Raw genomic sequence first — 13,540 nt, forward strand, 5'->3', positions numbered from 1 at the left:
TCGTATTTTACGGCCATCTAAGCCGATTTGGTTGACCTAAACTTCTCTCCATCGCAACTGACAACGAATTGCAACCGATTCGACCGGAGAGAAAAAATGATCGAACTTCGCAAGGCAGACCAACGCGGCCGCGGTGAACATGGCTGGCTCAGCTCGCGTCACACGTTTTCTTTCGCGAACTACTACGACCCGAAGCAAGTGGGTTTCTCCGACCTGCTCGTGATCAACGATGACCGTGTCGCCCCGGCGCGCGGCTTCGGCAAGCACCCGCACCGCGACATGGAAATCTTCTCGTACGTGCTGGAAGGCGCGCTGGAGCACAAGGATTCGATGGGCACCGGCTCGGTGATCGTCCCCGGCGACGTGCAGCTGATGAGCGCCGGCACCGGCGTGGCGCACAGTGAGTTCAACCACTCGGCCGACGAGGGCGTGCACTTCCTGCAAATCTGGATTGCACCGAACGAGAAGGGTGCGCAACCGCGCTATCAGCAGAAGAACATCGCCGATGCAGACAAGCGCGGCAAGCTGCGCCTGATTCTCTCGCCGGACGGCGCCGATGAGTCGCTGGTGCTGCGCCAGGATGCGCGTGTCTACGCCGGCCGCTTCGACGGCGCGGAAAGCGCGAAGGTCGAGATTGGCGCAGACCGCTTCGCCTATGTTCATGTGGCGCGCGGCAGCGTGAAGCTGAACGGCGTGGAGCTGGGCGAAGGCGACGGCGCGCGTATCCGTTCGGAACGCGAATTGAGCTTCACGGACGGACACGATGCAGAAGTCCTGGTGTTCGATCTGCGTAATATCGAAGTGTCGGAGCTCTGGTCGTAAAGCCGACTTGCCGGGCGCTCGCCGCCCGGCAGACAAACGCTCTTACTGCTTCAACCACTTAAAACCGCAACGGTAGATCCTTATAAACATCTGCCGGCAAAATCTGGAGAAACACCATGCGCTATAACCTCTTTGGCCAGAACAACGACGTCGTCCTGCTGATCTCGCGTGTCCTGCTGGCCGCCCTGTTCGTGCTGTTCGGCTGGTCGAAAATCACCGGCTTTTCCGGTACCGTCGATTACATGGCGCACGTGGGCACACCCGCCCCGATGATCTCGGCGATCATCGCCGTCGTGATGGAATTCGTGGTTGGCATCCTCATTGTCGTGGGCTTCTATACGCGTCCGCTCGCCGTGCTGCTTGCGCTTTATACGGTCGCTACCGCAATCATCGGCCATCACTTCTGGAACATGACCGGCGCTGACCAGATGGCGAACATGATTAACTTCTACAAGAACGTCAGCATCGCGGGCGGCCTGCTTGCCCTCGCTGTGACGGGCCCGGGCAAGTTCTCGATCGACCGCAAGTAAGCTGCTTTCGGCGCTCCCCCCGGAGCGCGACGGACAAAGGCGCGATGACCGTAACGGTATCGCGCCTTTTCGCTTTTGTAGACTCAGCCGAATGGCCTATGCCATTTGTCCGAATTTACTTCGATGCAGGTGCATGCGACGATCGGTGCAGACCCAACCAGGCACTGGAGGAACCGTCCATGCAAGACCGTCAAGGCGTGAACTGGGAGCGCGCGCAGCGCGTCCTCGCACGCGAACGCGACGCTTTTATCGCCGCGCGCCCGAAATCGCAGGCGCTTTCCGCGCAGGCCGCCCAGCATCTGTTGTTCGGCGTGCCGCTGCACTGGATGAACGACTGGTCGACGCCGTTTTCGCTGTACGTGGACAGCGCGCGCGGCGCGGCCTTCAGCGACGTGGACGGACATCGCTACATCGACTTCTGTCTGGGTGACACAGGCGCGATGTTCGGTCATGCGCCGGCCGCCGTCGCGCAGGCGCTCGCACGCCAGGCGCAGCGCGGCTATACCACCATGCTGCCAGGCGAAGACGCGGTCGCCGTGGGCGCGGCGCTCGCGCAACGCTTCGGCCTGCCCTACTGGCAGTTCGCAATGACGGCAAGCGACGCCAACCGCTTCGCGCTGCGCTGGGCGCGCGCGGCCACCGGACGGCAGAAGATCGTCGTGTTCAATGGCTGCTATCACGGCACCGTGGACGACGTATTTGTCGACCTCATCGACGGCGAAGCCACGCAGCGTGCAAGCCTGCTCGGCCAGGTGTACGACCTGCTGCCGCATACGCGCGTGGTGGAGTTCAACGATCTCGCGGCGCTGGAAAACGCGCTCGCCGATGGCGAAGTCGCGTGCGTGCTGGCCGAGCCCGCCATGACCAACGTCGGCATGGTGCTGCCGGACGCGGGCTTCTGGCATGAAGCCCAGGCGCTCATCAAGCGCTACGGCACGCTGCTGCTGATCGACGAGACGCACACCATCAGCAGCGGCCCGCGTGGCTATGCGCGTGCGCATGGCATCGAACCCGATCTCTTCGTGCTCGGCAAGCCGGTGGGCGGCGGCGTGCCCTGCGCTGTCTATGGCTTCACAGCGGAACTGGCGGCTCGCGCGCAGAAAGCGAAACTCGACGCACCGCCGGGGCATTCGGGCATTGGCACGACGCTCACGGCCAATGCGTTGTCGATGAGCGCGATGCGCGCGACGCTCGCCGAGGTCATGACCGACACCGCTTATGCGCATATGTTCGCGCTCTCCGAACGCCTCGCGAACGGCCTCACGGCCACGATCGCCCGCCACGCGTTGCCGTGGTGCGTGACGCGCGTAGGCGCGCGCAGCGAGTTCCAGTTTTGCGCCACGCCGCCGCGCAATGGCAGCGAAGCACGCGCCGCGATGGACGACGAACTCGAGCACATCATTCATCTGTATCTGCTCAATCGCGGCGTGCTCATCACGCCGTTCCACAACATGATGCTGGTGTGCCCCGAGACAAGCGAAGCGGACGTCGACCGCCTGCTTGAAGCATTCGATGACTGTCTCACGCAGCTGTGCGGCTAGCCGTCGAGATCGGGGATTTGCATACGGCCTTGCTATGCTTGGCGGCCTGATGGTGCGTGTCGGATGCGATAGGCGCGATACAAGCGCCGCGCCTTCGAATTCGACATTTCGCCATTTCGCTTTCACACCGGTTTTCTGGCCGCTTTTTCACGCAGCACAACAACGATGCACGACCCGCAAGACAACCTTTACGCTTACCTCTCATCGCTTCAACAAGCAGCGCTTGGCGCGCTCAAGCGCCTGCCGCTCAAGAGCCGCGCCGCGCAAGGCGCGCTGATGGCGTTGCGCGCCGTTTGCGGCGCGGGCCTCGCCTATACGATCGGCCGCGCGCTGCATACCGAACAAGCGTTCTGGGCCGCGATCACGGCCATCGCCGTCACGCAGCACGATTACGCCGACACGCTCTCGCAGTCGCGCGACCAGTTCATCGGTGCGATTGCAGGCGGCATTGTCGGCTTTGCGGCGGCAACGCTTGGCGCGGAGAACATCCCGGCGTATCTCGCCGCGGTGGCGGTGGTCATCGTCGCGTGCTGGTGTCTGCGCGTGAGCACCGCCGCGCGCCTGGGCGCCATCACAACCACCATCGTGCTGCTCGTGCCCACGCACGGGCCGGTGTGGGACGTCGCGCTGTTTCGCGTGGCGGAAGTCGCCATCGGCATGGCCTGCGCGCTGCCGGTGTGCTGGGCGTTTTCGTTTGCGGAACGGCGATGGCTGCACGGCTGAGCGCATAACAAAGCGCACCGCCCGGCGAGTGCCTTGCTTGTGTGCCTTGGTCGTGTGCCTGCTTATGTACCTGATCGCGCACGAATTTCGGCGCTCTCAACCCTCGCGAAATAATCCATCTCCCGTCGCTGCGCAATGTTCTGCGCAATCGCGGCGATAATGGCGCACGCCATGCGGCAATGCCCGATCCGGGCGCACGCAAAGGCTTCGCCGGGTGCGGCGCGAGCGCGCGGGCGGCGTCGAAACGCCCCCTGCCGACACGAAATCGTGCGACACTCCTCGGCCGCGCCAATCCTGGCGCACGAGACTCCACGACACGCTTTCGCGACGCCGCACGCCATGAATACGACTCCTCAATCTGTCCCCGCCACGAACGCCGCTCCGCGCAAGACCATTTCGCTGCTGCAAATGCTCGCGCTGATCGCCTTCGGCGGCATCGCGGCTTCGCTGGTGCTCCGCCTGTTCGTCTAAGCGACGAGCACCGCACCGCGAGGGACGCCTGAACCCGGTTTTTTCGCTTATGTACAAGAAAGGCGTCGCCCTCGAAATCCAGTTCTCCCCCGAGCGTCTGAACGACGGCGCAGGCGATCCGTACTGGATCGACCTCACCGCCGACGAAGCCGCCGCGCTGCTCGACACCTTGCAGACAAAGCTCGCCGCTCGCGAAAGCACGTCGGCGCCGCTTGTGGTCGCGCTCGACACGCCGCGTGAAGCGCCTGCAGCGCAAGCGCCCGCCGAAGTCGCAGCAGGAGCCACCGCCGCCGCCGCCCAGGACACCGCTTTCAAGCAATGGGTCTGCGTGATCTGTGGCTGGGTCTACGACGAGGCAGCAGGCGCGCCCGACGACGGCCTCGCGCCCGGCACGCGCTGGGCCGACGTGCCCGAAGACTGGCGCTGCCCGCTGTGCGACGTGGGCAAGGAAGACTTCGCGCTGGTCGAGTTTTAACCCGGACTGCAGCCTTAAAGCCGCTCAGCCGCCCTCGCGCGGCGCATGCGGCTCGTAGAACAGCGCAAAGAGTTCCGACTGCGAACTCACGCCAAGCTTCGCGTAAATGTGCTTTTTATGCGCCCGCACGGTCTCGAACGAGATTTCGAGCCGTTCGGCGATGGCGCGCGTCGAAAATCCCGAAAGACTCTGCCGCACCACTTCAATTTCGCGCGCCGTCAGCGGCGTGCGTCCGTTCTGCTGCGTGACCGCTTCGAAGCGGCCCGCGCTGTCCGCCTCGCGCAACGCGACCAGCGCGCTCGGCTCCACCGCTTCCGATTGCGGCACGTCCGCCACGACATCGTTCGCGATCAGCGGCTCATACGCGAGGCGCTGGCGCATCAGTGCAATCACCCACGGCGCGAACAGCGCGAACTGCGCAATATCCCGCTCCGTGTAATGGTGCTTTGCACCCAGCGAGAAAATCAGCGTGCGCTGCGCATCGAAGGGCACGTTGAACTGCACTTCGTCGCCGATGATGTTGCTCTTGAAGTAGCGCTGATAGTAGTCCGTCATGCGGAAGTTATCGGGCGCGACTTCGGCGAGCGTGACGAGCCCCGCGCGCGGTCTTTCGCATGCGTTGATATAGAACGGATCGAGCTGGTACATCCCCTCCAGATACGCGCGGAACAAGAGATCCACGGTGCCGTCGGGCATCGGCGACTCGGCGCAGACGAGCGGTGCGCGATCGCGTATGAAGACGAGCGCGACCCAGTTGTCGAAGGCGGCGAAGCGCTCGATCACGCGCGTCGTGCGCGTCCAGAAATCGGGGCCGTCGAGGGCGTCGATCAGCGTCGCGATGTGATGATGGAACGCACGGTCCTGCCAGTCGTGTTCCATGGTTCCTCCGATCAGGGTAACCCTGCTGGGTAATTCCTGGACAAAAATAACGTGGTGATAATAGCCGCTCCAGACGCTCGCGCGGCCAATTAAATGGACAGCATCAAAGCAACACCGCCCGCGAGCCCGCAAGACGGAAGTAAATTGGAGACAAGCATGCAACTCGAACTCGCGCAGATTCCCCTCGTTGACGGCGCCGTCGCCCCGAACCTGGCACGCACCATCGACGCAATCGGCCAGCGCCGCGCGGGCACCGACCTGATGGTCTTCCCCGAAGCCACCCTGACCGGGTTCCCCACGCGCGAGAACGTGCGCGATATCGCCGAGACGCTGTCCGGCCCGTCGCTTTCCGCCGTGCGTGACGCCGCGCGCGCCGCCAATGTCGCCGTCGCCGTGGGCCTCGCCGAACGTGACGGCGAACGCTTCTACAACACCACGGTACTCATCGACGAGCGTGGCGACATCGCCCTGCGCTATCGCAAGACCCACCTGTGGGCCACGGACGTGGGCGTCTTCACGCCCGGCGACCGCTTCGAAGTCTGCGAATTCAAGGGCATGACCGTCGGCCTGCTGATCTGCTACGACATCGAGTTTCCCGAATCCGCGCGTGCGGTCGGCTCGCTCGGCGCGGAAATGCTGGTCGTCACCAACGGCAACATGGATCCGTTCGGCCCGGTGCACCGCCGCGCGATCGTCGCGCGCGCGCAGGAGAACCAGATGTTCGCCGCGCTCGTGAACCGTATCGGCGACGGCGACGACAACCTGACGTTCCCCGGCGAATCCGCGCTCGTGAGCCCGTTTGGCGACGTGCTGGCCGAGCTGAAAAACGAAGACGCCGTGCTGCCCGTGACCGTCGACCGCGCACTGCTCGCGCAAAGCCGCGAGCACTACAGCTATCTGCACGACGCGCGCATTGCGCTGAACCTCGTCGACGAGAACGACGCGCAAGGCCGCCGCTCGCTCAATATCCGTCCGCGCGCGCGCTAAACCGCCCTACCCTGGATCGCCGGATCGACAGCACACGCTCTGCGCGAGTCGATCTGGTTCCCCGCAGTACTGTTTTGCCGATGGCCGCGCCCTTTTTGCGTCGAATAAAAGGCAAGCGTGGCTCGATCAAGCAGCATCCAGTGATTCGGACACCAAAACGAATCGCGAAGTCGAATTGAAATACCTGGCGCGCCACGCAGGGAGAAAGCGCGCCGCACGTTTGCCCCGGATTCGCAGGCCTTTGCCCCGCCCGGCATGGCCGCACGGGATCCGCGCAACCCACACCCGCAGCACTTTGGAGACACCTGCATCATGAAGCCATCCTCACCGCCCGCCGCCAGCGGCGCACGAGAAACGCACCTCAAGCGAACCCTCGGCCTGCCTTCGGTGCTGCTGTTCGGCCTCGCCTACATGGCGCCGCTGATCGTCTACGGCACCTACGGCGTGCTCGCCGGCGCAAGCCAGGACACGGCCGCGCTCGCGTACCTGATCGCGCTCGTCGCCATCGTCTTCACGGCGCTGAGCTACGGCAAGCTCGCGCGCCTGTTCCCGGTCGCAGGTTCCGCCTACACCTACACGCGCAAGAGCTTCAACGCGCACATGGGCTTCATGATCGGCTGGGCCACGCTGCTCGACTACTTCTTCCTGCCCATGGTGATCTGGCTGATCGGCGCGGCTTACCTGGGGGCAGCGTTCCCGAGCGTGCCCGCGTGGGTCTGGATCGTCGCGTTCATCGTGCTCACCAGCGGCCTGAACGTGCTCGGCATCGAACTGGCTGCGCGCTTCAACATCGTGCTGATGGTCGTGCAACTGGGCATCGCCGCGATGTTCGTCGTGCTGTGCTGCCACTACGTGTCGGCCGCCGGTACGGGCAGCCTCCTGACCGTGCAGCCGTTCTTCCAGGCGCACGTGCCGCTGTCGGCCACGATGGCGGGCGCTGCGATCGCTGCGTACTCGTACCTCGGCTTCGATGCAGTCTCGACGCTGACCGAAGAAACCATCGAACCTGAAAAGACCATCCCGCGCGCCATCGTGCTGATCGCGCTGGTGGGCGGCGCGATCTTCGTGATCGCCGCGTACACGCTGCAACTCGCCCATCCGGGCGCGGTGTTCAAGGATCCGGATTCGGCTGCGTTCGAAATCGCACGCAAGGTCGGCGGCGATATCTTCGTGACGATCTTCCTGGCAGGCCTGATCCTCGCGCAGTTCGCCTCGGGCATCTCGGCGCAAGCGAGCGTTGGCCGTCTGCTCTACGCCATGGGCCGCGACGAAGTGCTGCCGAAGTCGATCTTCGGCTACATTCACCCGCGTTTCCGCACGCCGGCAATCAACATCATCATCGCCGGTATCGTCGGCCTGATCGCACTGAAGCTCGACGTCGCCACGTCCACGTCGTTCATCAACTTCGGCGCATTCCTCGCGTTCACCGCGGTGAACCTTTGCGTGATCCGCCAGTACTTCAGCGGCGCGCCGGGCTCGCGTGGCTTCGGCTTCATGGGCGGCGTGGTTTTCCCGCTGATCGGCGCGGTCACCGACCTCTGGCTGTTGTGCAGCCTCGAAAAGACGGCGATCGTGCTTGGCGTGATCTGGTTCGTGCTGGGTCTGGCCTACCTCGGCTGGATCACGCGCTGCTTCCGCCGCGCGCCGCCGGAAATGGCTGTGTAAGCAGCACGTTTCTCAAGCCAGCACCAAAACAAACGGCGAGCGTCCCGCAAGGGGCGCTCGCCGTTTTTCGTTGTGTGCACAATCAAATCAAACACAAAGCGCACACAACGCACCATCAATCGCGCTTAATCCTCCAGCCCCGCCAGCCGCGCCGCGGCCATCACTTCGCGTTTGGTATCGAGAATATGCCGCTCGATCAGCGCAACCACGTCATCCACCGCACGGCGCTTGCAGGCCTCGACGATCTCGTAGTGATCGCGCTGCACGTCGCCCTTCTCCGTATCGAGCGACATGCGCAGATGCGGATAGCGATTCGTCGTGCTCAAACAGTATTCCTCGATCATTTTGCGCAGCCGCGCGTTGTTCGCAGGCGCGCACAGCGCGAGGTGGAACTGGCGGTTGTACTCGGCCCAGTCGGCGGGCGAGGTCGCAGCGTCGTAGGCGGCGAGGATGCGCTTCATCACGTCGATATCGGCGGCCACCATGTTCGGCACCGCGAGCTTCGCGGCGTACGTTTCCAGCGCCGCGCGGATATCGAGCAGCTCGCAGATCTCGCGCGTGGACATCGCCATCACCACCGCGCCGCGATTGAGCTGATAGCTCACGAGCCCTTCGGCTTCGAGCTGGCGCAGCGCCTCGCGCACGGGAATGCGGCTCGCGCCGAAGCGCTCCGCCAGCCCCTCCTGGCGCAGTTGCGCGCCCGGCGGCAGCACGCCGCGCAGGATCTCGTCGCGCAACTGGTCGCGGATGGTTTGAGGCAGCGATCGTTGGTCTTCCTTGCCCTGCACTGTCGTCATGTGTTCGTGAGCGTTTTGGCCGGCCGAGCGTAGGCCGACGAAAAAGTGTTGTCGTCTTTTTTTGCGTCTGCCAGAATTGGATACAATCCAGCCAGTTATGGATACTCATGTTGCTGAGTTGTATCCGTCAAGCTGACCTTCACTGTTGCCGCATCCTTGTCCGGAGACCCTATGGGATGTTGTAAGCGTCTGAAAAACAAACAATTTTAGCGTATCCGTCCGGGCCGCCCGAGACCGTTGCGTGCGCAACGGTTTTAGGGTCGCAGCGTGGCTGTCGCGTTGGATACACGCGGCCCGGCTCCAGTCGATTCACCCCTGCGCATCAGGCACGCCGCGCGTTTTCACGCGGTGCGGGCCCGCTTGCGCCCATGAAAAACGTAGAACGCAGAGGAGAGAACCAAGATGGCACGCAACACCCATGACAACACTCGCAAGCCGAGCCTGCGCACTCCCGTCCTGATCGCCGCCCTGGCCGGTCTCTGGAGCGCGGGCGCCTGCGCCCAGGCCAACGACGTGAAGATCGGCTTCGCCGCGCCGCTGACCGGCGGCCAGGCCCACTACGGCGCAGACTTCCGCAGCGGCGTGGAAATGGCGATCGAGGACGAAAACGCCACCAACCCGACCATCGGCGGCAAGCCCGTGCATTTCGTGCTGGACGCCTACGACGACCAGGCCGACCCGCGCACCGGCACGACCGTCGCGCAAAAGCTCGTCGACGACAACGTCGCCGCCGTGATCGGCCACTTCAACTCGGGCACCAGCATCCCGGCCGCGCCGATCTACGCCAAGGCCGGCATTCCCGAAATCGCCACCGCCACCGCGCCCGCCTACACGCGCCAGGGCCTGCCGACCACCTTCCGCCTCGTGACCTCCGATGCGCAGCAGGGCAGCGTGCTGGGCGCCTACGTCGTGAAAGACCTGAAATTCAAGCGCTTCGCCGTGATCGACGACCGCACGGCCTACGGCCAGGGCGTGGCCGAAGAATTCGCGAAAGCAGTGAAAGCCGCGGGCGGCACGGTGGTCGCGCAGGAGTTCAGCAACGACAAGGCCGTCGATTTCCGCTCGATCCTCACGCACATCAAGTCGGCCGATGTCGACGCGATCTTCTACGGCGGCGCCGACACCCAGGCGGCGCCGATGCTCAAGCAGATGAAGTCGCTCGCCATCAAGGCGACGCTGATCGGCCCCGACATGGTTCATTCCGCCGAGCTGATCAAGATTGCCGGCCCCGCCGCCGACGGCGCGCTGGCGTCGTCGGGCGGCAGCCCGCTTGAGCAGATGCCGGGCGGCAAGAGCTATGTCGAACGTTATTCGAAGCGCTTCAACAAGCCGGTCGAGCTGTACTCGCCGTACGCCTATGACGGCACGCGCGCGGTGTTCGCGGCCATGAAGAAGGCCAATTCGACCGATCCGCACGTCTATCTCGCCTCGCTCAAGAGCACTTCGATGAAGGGCGTGACCACCAACGAACTGGGCTACGACCAGTACGGCGACCTGAAGTACGGCGGCGTGACGGTCTACAAGGTCGTCAACGGCCAGTGGCAGCCGCTCACGACGGTCGGCACGAAGTAAATCGCGATGTAAGTGAACGCTCACGCCGTGCGCCTTCGAGGCGGCGCGGCGTGCACGGGACAGCCGGCGGTACCCGGCTGCGGTGCGCAGACCGGCGGGCACTCTTCTCCGTCCGCCGGCGAGCGCGCCGGGTTGACACGGGCTTTCGCATTACGCGGGAGCCCGTTTTTTTCGCTCTGCCGATTTTTTTCGCGCTCGCCAGCAAAGAGCGACACAGTGCCGCAGAACACCGTCGCACGGGGCTTTGAGCGCTTTTAGGGTCGGGCGGAATCTGGCATTCGGTCGTGCAGCCCCGAACCGCACTACAATGCATGCCGTCCACTGGTTTGCCGGTCGTTCGTTAACTGTGGTTTGAGTCCCGAACGCCGTCCCGTTTGCACCGAACATGCCCCGTTTTCCCCGACTTTCCCCGTTCCTGTTGATTCCGCTGGTTGCTGCCCTCGGCGCATGCTCGTCGGCCAAGCCCGGTAACAAGTTTCAGGACGACCAGTTGCTGAGCAGCGCGCCCAGCCCGTTCTCGCGCAATTTCAGCTACGCCAGCGCCGATGCCTGCGAGGCGTCGCGCCGCGCGCTGCTGAGCCAGGGCTACATGACGACGATGACGCACAACGACACCGTCGACGCCACCAAGAACTTCCAGCCGACGAGCGACCAGCACGTCGTCGTGGAAGTGCACGTGGTGTGTACCGTGGCGGACGCGTCCAACACCAGCATGGTCTACGTGAACGCCGTGCAGAACGGCTATGCGCTCAAGAAGAGCGACACGTCGGCGAGCGTCGGGCTGTCGATTCTGGGGTCGGTGTCGCTGCCGATCCGCTCGAATAGCGACGAGATGGTGAAGGTGTCGAGCGAGACGATCCAGTCGGGCGCGTTCTACACGCGCTTTTTCGAGCTGGTCGGCAAGTACCTGAACACGGTCGCGAAGAGCGAACCGATTCCCGGCAGCGGCGCAATCAAGATCACGCCCTTGCCGCCGAGCTTCGAACCGGCTCCGGCGATGGCCAATGCCGGTGCGCCTGGCGTCGCGACGCCGGGTATCTCGGCTTCGCCTGCGGCGGCGGTTGCCGCTGCGGCGACGGGCGCTGCCGCCGTTCATAACGATGCGCTGCCCGCGACGCCGGTATTGAGCGCAACGCAGCCGACCCAGCCGGCGCAGCAAACCAGCGCCGTGCACGCGGTCATGCCGGTGGCGCCCGCCGCCACGGCGACGCTGCTCACGCCGGTCGTGCCCGCTGCGGTTGCGGCTGCGGCCAGTGCGGCCAGTGCCGCCAGCGCGGCGGCCCCGGCCAGCACGCCGGTTCAAGCTGCCGCTCACGCGGCCAGCCAGGCCGTAGCCGCTGCGCCTGCGGCCGCGTCGGCGGCCCCGGCGGCTGTTCAAGCTTCGGCGGCGACGCCTGCCAGCGCGGCGCAAACGCTCGCCGCCGCATCGACTCCCGCGACGGCCAGCGCGGCTAACGCCACGCCCTCGAACAGCGCGACGTCAGCGGCCACCACGGCGCCCTGACGCCTTCTCTCGCGACAAGACGGGGCAGTTAGACGCCCAAAGCAGCGCAAAGCCGCTTTAGCGCAGCCCCGCCATCATCGCTCCCATCCCGACCAGCAAGCTGCCCATCAGGCGATTGACCGCGCGCAGACGGCGCGGGCGCTGCAACACGTGGCGCAGGCGGTGCGAAAACAGCGCCATCGACGCCACGCCGCCCGCGAACAGCAACGCGAAGGTCGCGGCCAGCACCAGATACTGGCGATTGGCGCCCCACGCCGCATCGGCGTTGATGAACTGCGGAAAAAACGAAGGGAAAAACAGCAACGTCTTGGGATTGAGCCCCGAGGTCGCGAATCCGCGCCAGAACAGATCGCGCTGCGAAGTGAGCGCAGGCTCACTCGTTTCACTCTCTTGCGGCCCGCCCAGCGTGCGGCTGCGCCACTGCTTGCAGCCCAGCCACACCAGATAGGCTGCCCCGACCCATCGCAGCACAGTGAGCGAGTGCTCACTAATGAGCAGCAGCGAATTCAGGCAAAGCGCCGTCAATCCGAGTTGCAGCAGCACCGCGAGCGTGCCGCCCCATACGCAGGGCAGCGCGCGCAGCCAGCCGGCGTGCAGCGCCTGGCTCATGGTCAGCACGTTGACGGGGCCGGGGGTATAGACGAGCACCAGGGCGGCGGCGAGAAACGACAAATACAGCTGAAGCGACATTTCCGAAAGTTCTGGCGAAGGCGTTTTGGGTAGAGGCGCGAACCCGGCAAGCCGGATCGGCCACGAAAAGTGGGCAACAAAAAACCGCGCAACAGCGCGGTTTTCAAATGCCATTCGCCCGATCGGACGCCGCAGGCCGCGAGATAATCGCGCGCCGCGCCCGATGGCCGCCGCAGGATGCAGCGAGGATCGGCTCAGACGGTCCACCGCGGCTTGTGGCTGCGGCGGCGCGCCCCGACGCGGGGAGGTGGCCGCGTGGGTCGTGCCGGGCGAGATGGCATGTGAAAAATATACCGCGACAGGGGCGGGATTTGCTTCCTGTTTTTCGGCTCCAGGCCGCTGAAACCAGAAGCTCCTTCCGCTAAAATCGGATTTCCCTGTACAAGATTCTTTTTCGCCATGAGCGCCCGCGAACGCCAGCCCAAAACCCTCGACAATCAGGATCGCAAGATCCTGCGCGCCCTCCAGCAGAACGCGCGTCTGTCCAATGCCGAACTGGCCGAACAGGTCGGCATGTCCACCACCGCCTGCTGGAACCGCACGCGCCAGCTGGAAGCCGACGGCTATATCGACGGCTATGTGGCGCTAGTGAACCAGCGCAAGCTCGGTTTCGCCGATATCGTGATCCTGGAAGTCACGCTCGACCGGCACGAGGACGACGCGCTCGCGCGCTTCGGCTCCGAGCTCGCGGCGCTGCCCGAAGTGCTGGAGGCGTATCTGGTGTCGGGCGAATACGACTACTGGATCAAGGTCGCCGTGGATGGCACGGCGGGTTACGAGCGCTTCCTGCGCGAGAAGCTCTATCGCATTTCCAGCATTCGTCACAGCCGCTCGATGTTCGCGTTGCGCTGCATGAAGGACGTGGCGTCGATGCAGGTTTAGTT

At 64.5% G+C, this 13,540-nt stretch carries 14 protein-coding genes; 11 read left to right on the plus strand and 3 right to left on the minus strand.

Going from position 1 to position 13,540, the window contains the following annotated elements; translation table 11 throughout:
• Positions 1 to 96 precede the first annotated feature (96 nt).
• The 6 genes from BBA01S_RS15120 to BBA01S_RS45895 all read left to right on the plus strand — a co-directional run bounded on the left by BBA01S_RS15120 (position 97) and on the right by BBA01S_RS45895 (position 4,562).
• Positions 97 to 822, plus strand: a complete 726-nt coding sequence (locus BBA01S_RS15120; protein ID WP_027817189.1) for a pirin family protein — start codon at positions 97 to 99, stop codon at positions 820 to 822.
• A 116-nt stretch (positions 823 to 938) separates the two neighbouring features.
• Entirely contained in the window at positions 939 to 1,352 is a 414-nt protein-coding gene (locus BBA01S_RS15125; protein ID WP_027817190.1) for a DoxX family protein, read from the plus strand.
• Positions 1,353 to 1,531: 179 nt separating this feature from the next.
• Positions 1,532 to 2,893 (plus strand): aspartate aminotransferase family protein, encoded by a 1,362-nt coding sequence (locus BBA01S_RS15130; protein ID WP_027817191.1) that lies wholly within the window; start codon positions 1,532 to 1,534, stop codon positions 2,891 to 2,893.
• A gap of 165 nt (positions 2,894 to 3,058) precedes the next feature.
• On the plus strand, positions 3,059 to 3,616 hold the full coding sequence (locus BBA01S_RS15135) for an FUSC family protein (RefSeq protein ID WP_027817192.1): 558 nt from the start codon (positions 3,059 to 3,061) through the stop codon (positions 3,614 to 3,616).
• A 339-nt stretch (positions 3,617 to 3,955) separates the two neighbouring features.
• Complete coding sequence (locus BBA01S_RS48450; protein WP_281176972.1) at positions 3,956 to 4,087, plus strand: hypothetical protein; 132 nt, start codon at positions 3,956 to 3,958, stop codon at positions 4,085 to 4,087.
• Between the two features lie 49 nt (positions 4,088 to 4,136).
• A complete protein-coding gene (locus BBA01S_RS45895; protein ID WP_084162186.1) occupies positions 4,137 to 4,562 on the plus strand; it encodes a rubredoxin in 426 nt (141 codons plus the stop codon).
• A gap of 24 nt (positions 4,563 to 4,586) precedes the next feature.
• Here the strand turns inward: BBA01S_RS45895 and BBA01S_RS15150 are convergent, their stop codons facing one another.
• Positions 4,587 to 5,441: a helix-turn-helix transcriptional regulator gene (locus BBA01S_RS15150; protein ID WP_027817194.1), complete on the minus strand. Its 855-nt coding sequence runs from the start codon at positions 5,439 to 5,441 to the stop codon at positions 4,587 to 4,589.
• Between the two features lie 156 nt (positions 5,442 to 5,597).
• Between BBA01S_RS15150 and BBA01S_RS15155 the strand changes: the two genes are divergently transcribed.
• Together BBA01S_RS15155 and BBA01S_RS15160 are read left to right on the plus strand one after the other, a co-directional pair.
• Positions 5,598 to 6,428 carry a carbon-nitrogen hydrolase family protein gene (locus BBA01S_RS15155; protein WP_027817195.1) on the plus strand — a complete coding sequence of 277 codons (831 nt, stop codon included), beginning with the start codon at positions 5,598 to 5,600 and terminating at the stop codon, positions 6,426 to 6,428.
• A gap of 312 nt (positions 6,429 to 6,740) precedes the next feature.
• Positions 6,741 to 8,093 carry an APC family permease gene (locus BBA01S_RS15160; protein WP_027817196.1) on the plus strand — a complete coding sequence of 451 codons (1,353 nt, stop codon included), beginning with the start codon at positions 6,741 to 6,743 and terminating at the stop codon, positions 8,091 to 8,093.
• 125 nt (positions 8,094 to 8,218) lie between these two features.
• Here the strand turns inward: BBA01S_RS15160 and BBA01S_RS15165 are convergent, their stop codons facing one another.
• Positions 8,219 to 8,890, minus strand: a complete 672-nt coding sequence (locus BBA01S_RS15165) for a GntR family transcriptional regulator (protein WP_027817197.1) — start codon at positions 8,888 to 8,890, stop codon at positions 8,219 to 8,221.
• A gap of 402 nt (positions 8,891 to 9,292) precedes the next feature.
• Here BBA01S_RS15165 and BBA01S_RS15170 point away from each other — a divergent pair, with 402 nt between their 5' ends.
• Positions 9,293 to 10,462: a branched-chain amino acid ABC transporter substrate-binding protein gene (locus tag BBA01S_RS15170; protein WP_042297253.1), complete on the plus strand. Its 1,170-nt coding sequence runs from the start codon at positions 9,293 to 9,295 to the stop codon at positions 10,460 to 10,462.
• Positions 10,463 to 10,847: 385 nt separating this feature from the next.
• Entirely contained in the window at positions 10,848 to 11,966 is a 1,119-nt protein-coding gene (locus tag BBA01S_RS41390) for a DUF2242 domain-containing protein (RefSeq protein ID WP_042297273.1), read from the plus strand.
• A gap of 57 nt (positions 11,967 to 12,023) precedes the next feature.
• On the opposite strand, the gene BBA01S_RS15180 is transcribed toward BBA01S_RS41390, so the two are convergent.
• Positions 12,024 to 12,656 carry a LysE family translocator gene (locus BBA01S_RS15180; RefSeq protein WP_027817199.1) on the minus strand — a complete coding sequence of 211 codons (633 nt, stop codon included), beginning with the start codon at positions 12,654 to 12,656 and terminating at the stop codon, positions 12,024 to 12,026.
• A 399-nt stretch (positions 12,657 to 13,055) separates the two neighbouring features.
• Between BBA01S_RS15180 and BBA01S_RS15185 the strand changes: the two genes are divergently transcribed.
• Positions 13,056 to 13,538, plus strand: a complete 483-nt coding sequence (locus tag BBA01S_RS15185) for an Lrp/AsnC family transcriptional regulator (RefSeq protein ID WP_027817200.1) — start codon at positions 13,056 to 13,058, stop codon at positions 13,536 to 13,538.
• The last annotated feature ends 2 nt before the right edge of the window (positions 13,539 to 13,540 follow it).

The organism is Paraburkholderia bannensis NBRC 103871 (genome assembly GCF_000685015.1).
GTDB lineage: Bacteria > Pseudomonadota > Gammaproteobacteria > Burkholderiales > Burkholderiaceae > Paraburkholderia > Paraburkholderia bannensis.

Excerpts from the sequence above, each read along its gene's own strand:
- BBA01S_RS15120 (WP_027817189.1), top strand. The coding sequence starts at position 97 with ATGATCGAACTTCGCAAGGCAGACCAACGCGGCCGCGGTGAACATGGC.
- BBA01S_RS15125 (WP_027817190.1), top strand. The coding sequence starts at position 939 with ATGCGCTATAACCTCTTTGGCCAGAACAACGACGTCGTCCTGCTGATC.
- BBA01S_RS15130 (WP_027817191.1), top strand. The coding sequence starts at position 1,532 with ATGCAAGACCGTCAAGGCGTGAACTGGGAGCGCGCGCAGCGCGTCCTC.
- BBA01S_RS15135 (WP_027817192.1), top strand. The coding sequence starts at position 3,059 with ATGCACGACCCGCAAGACAACCTTTACGCTTACCTCTCATCGCTTCAA.
- BBA01S_RS48450 (WP_281176972.1), top strand. The coding sequence starts at position 3,956 with ATGAATACGACTCCTCAATCTGTCCCCGCCACGAACGCCGCTCCGCGC.
- BBA01S_RS45895 (WP_084162186.1), top strand. The coding sequence starts at position 4,137 with ATGTACAAGAAAGGCGTCGCCCTCGAAATCCAGTTCTCCCCCGAGCGT.
- BBA01S_RS15150 (WP_027817194.1), bottom strand. The coding sequence starts at position 5,441 with ATGGAACACGACTGGCAGGACCGTGCGTTCCATCATCACATCGCGACG.
- BBA01S_RS15155 (WP_027817195.1), top strand. The coding sequence starts at position 5,598 with ATGCAACTCGAACTCGCGCAGATTCCCCTCGTTGACGGCGCCGTCGCC.
- BBA01S_RS15160 (WP_027817196.1), top strand. The coding sequence starts at position 6,741 with ATGAAGCCATCCTCACCGCCCGCCGCCAGCGGCGCACGAGAAACGCAC.
- BBA01S_RS15165 (WP_027817197.1), bottom strand. The coding sequence starts at position 8,890 with ATGACGACAGTGCAGGGCAAGGAAGACCAACGATCGCTGCCTCAAACC.
- BBA01S_RS15170 (WP_042297253.1), top strand. The coding sequence starts at position 9,293 with ATGGCACGCAACACCCATGACAACACTCGCAAGCCGAGCCTGCGCACT.
- BBA01S_RS41390 (WP_042297273.1), top strand. The coding sequence starts at position 10,848 with ATGCCCCGTTTTCCCCGACTTTCCCCGTTCCTGTTGATTCCGCTGGTT.
- BBA01S_RS15180 (WP_027817199.1), bottom strand. The coding sequence starts at position 12,656 with ATGTCGCTTCAGCTGTATTTGTCGTTTCTCGCCGCCGCCCTGGTGCTC.
- BBA01S_RS15185 (WP_027817200.1), top strand. The coding sequence starts at position 13,056 with ATGAGCGCCCGCGAACGCCAGCCCAAAACCCTCGACAATCAGGATCGC.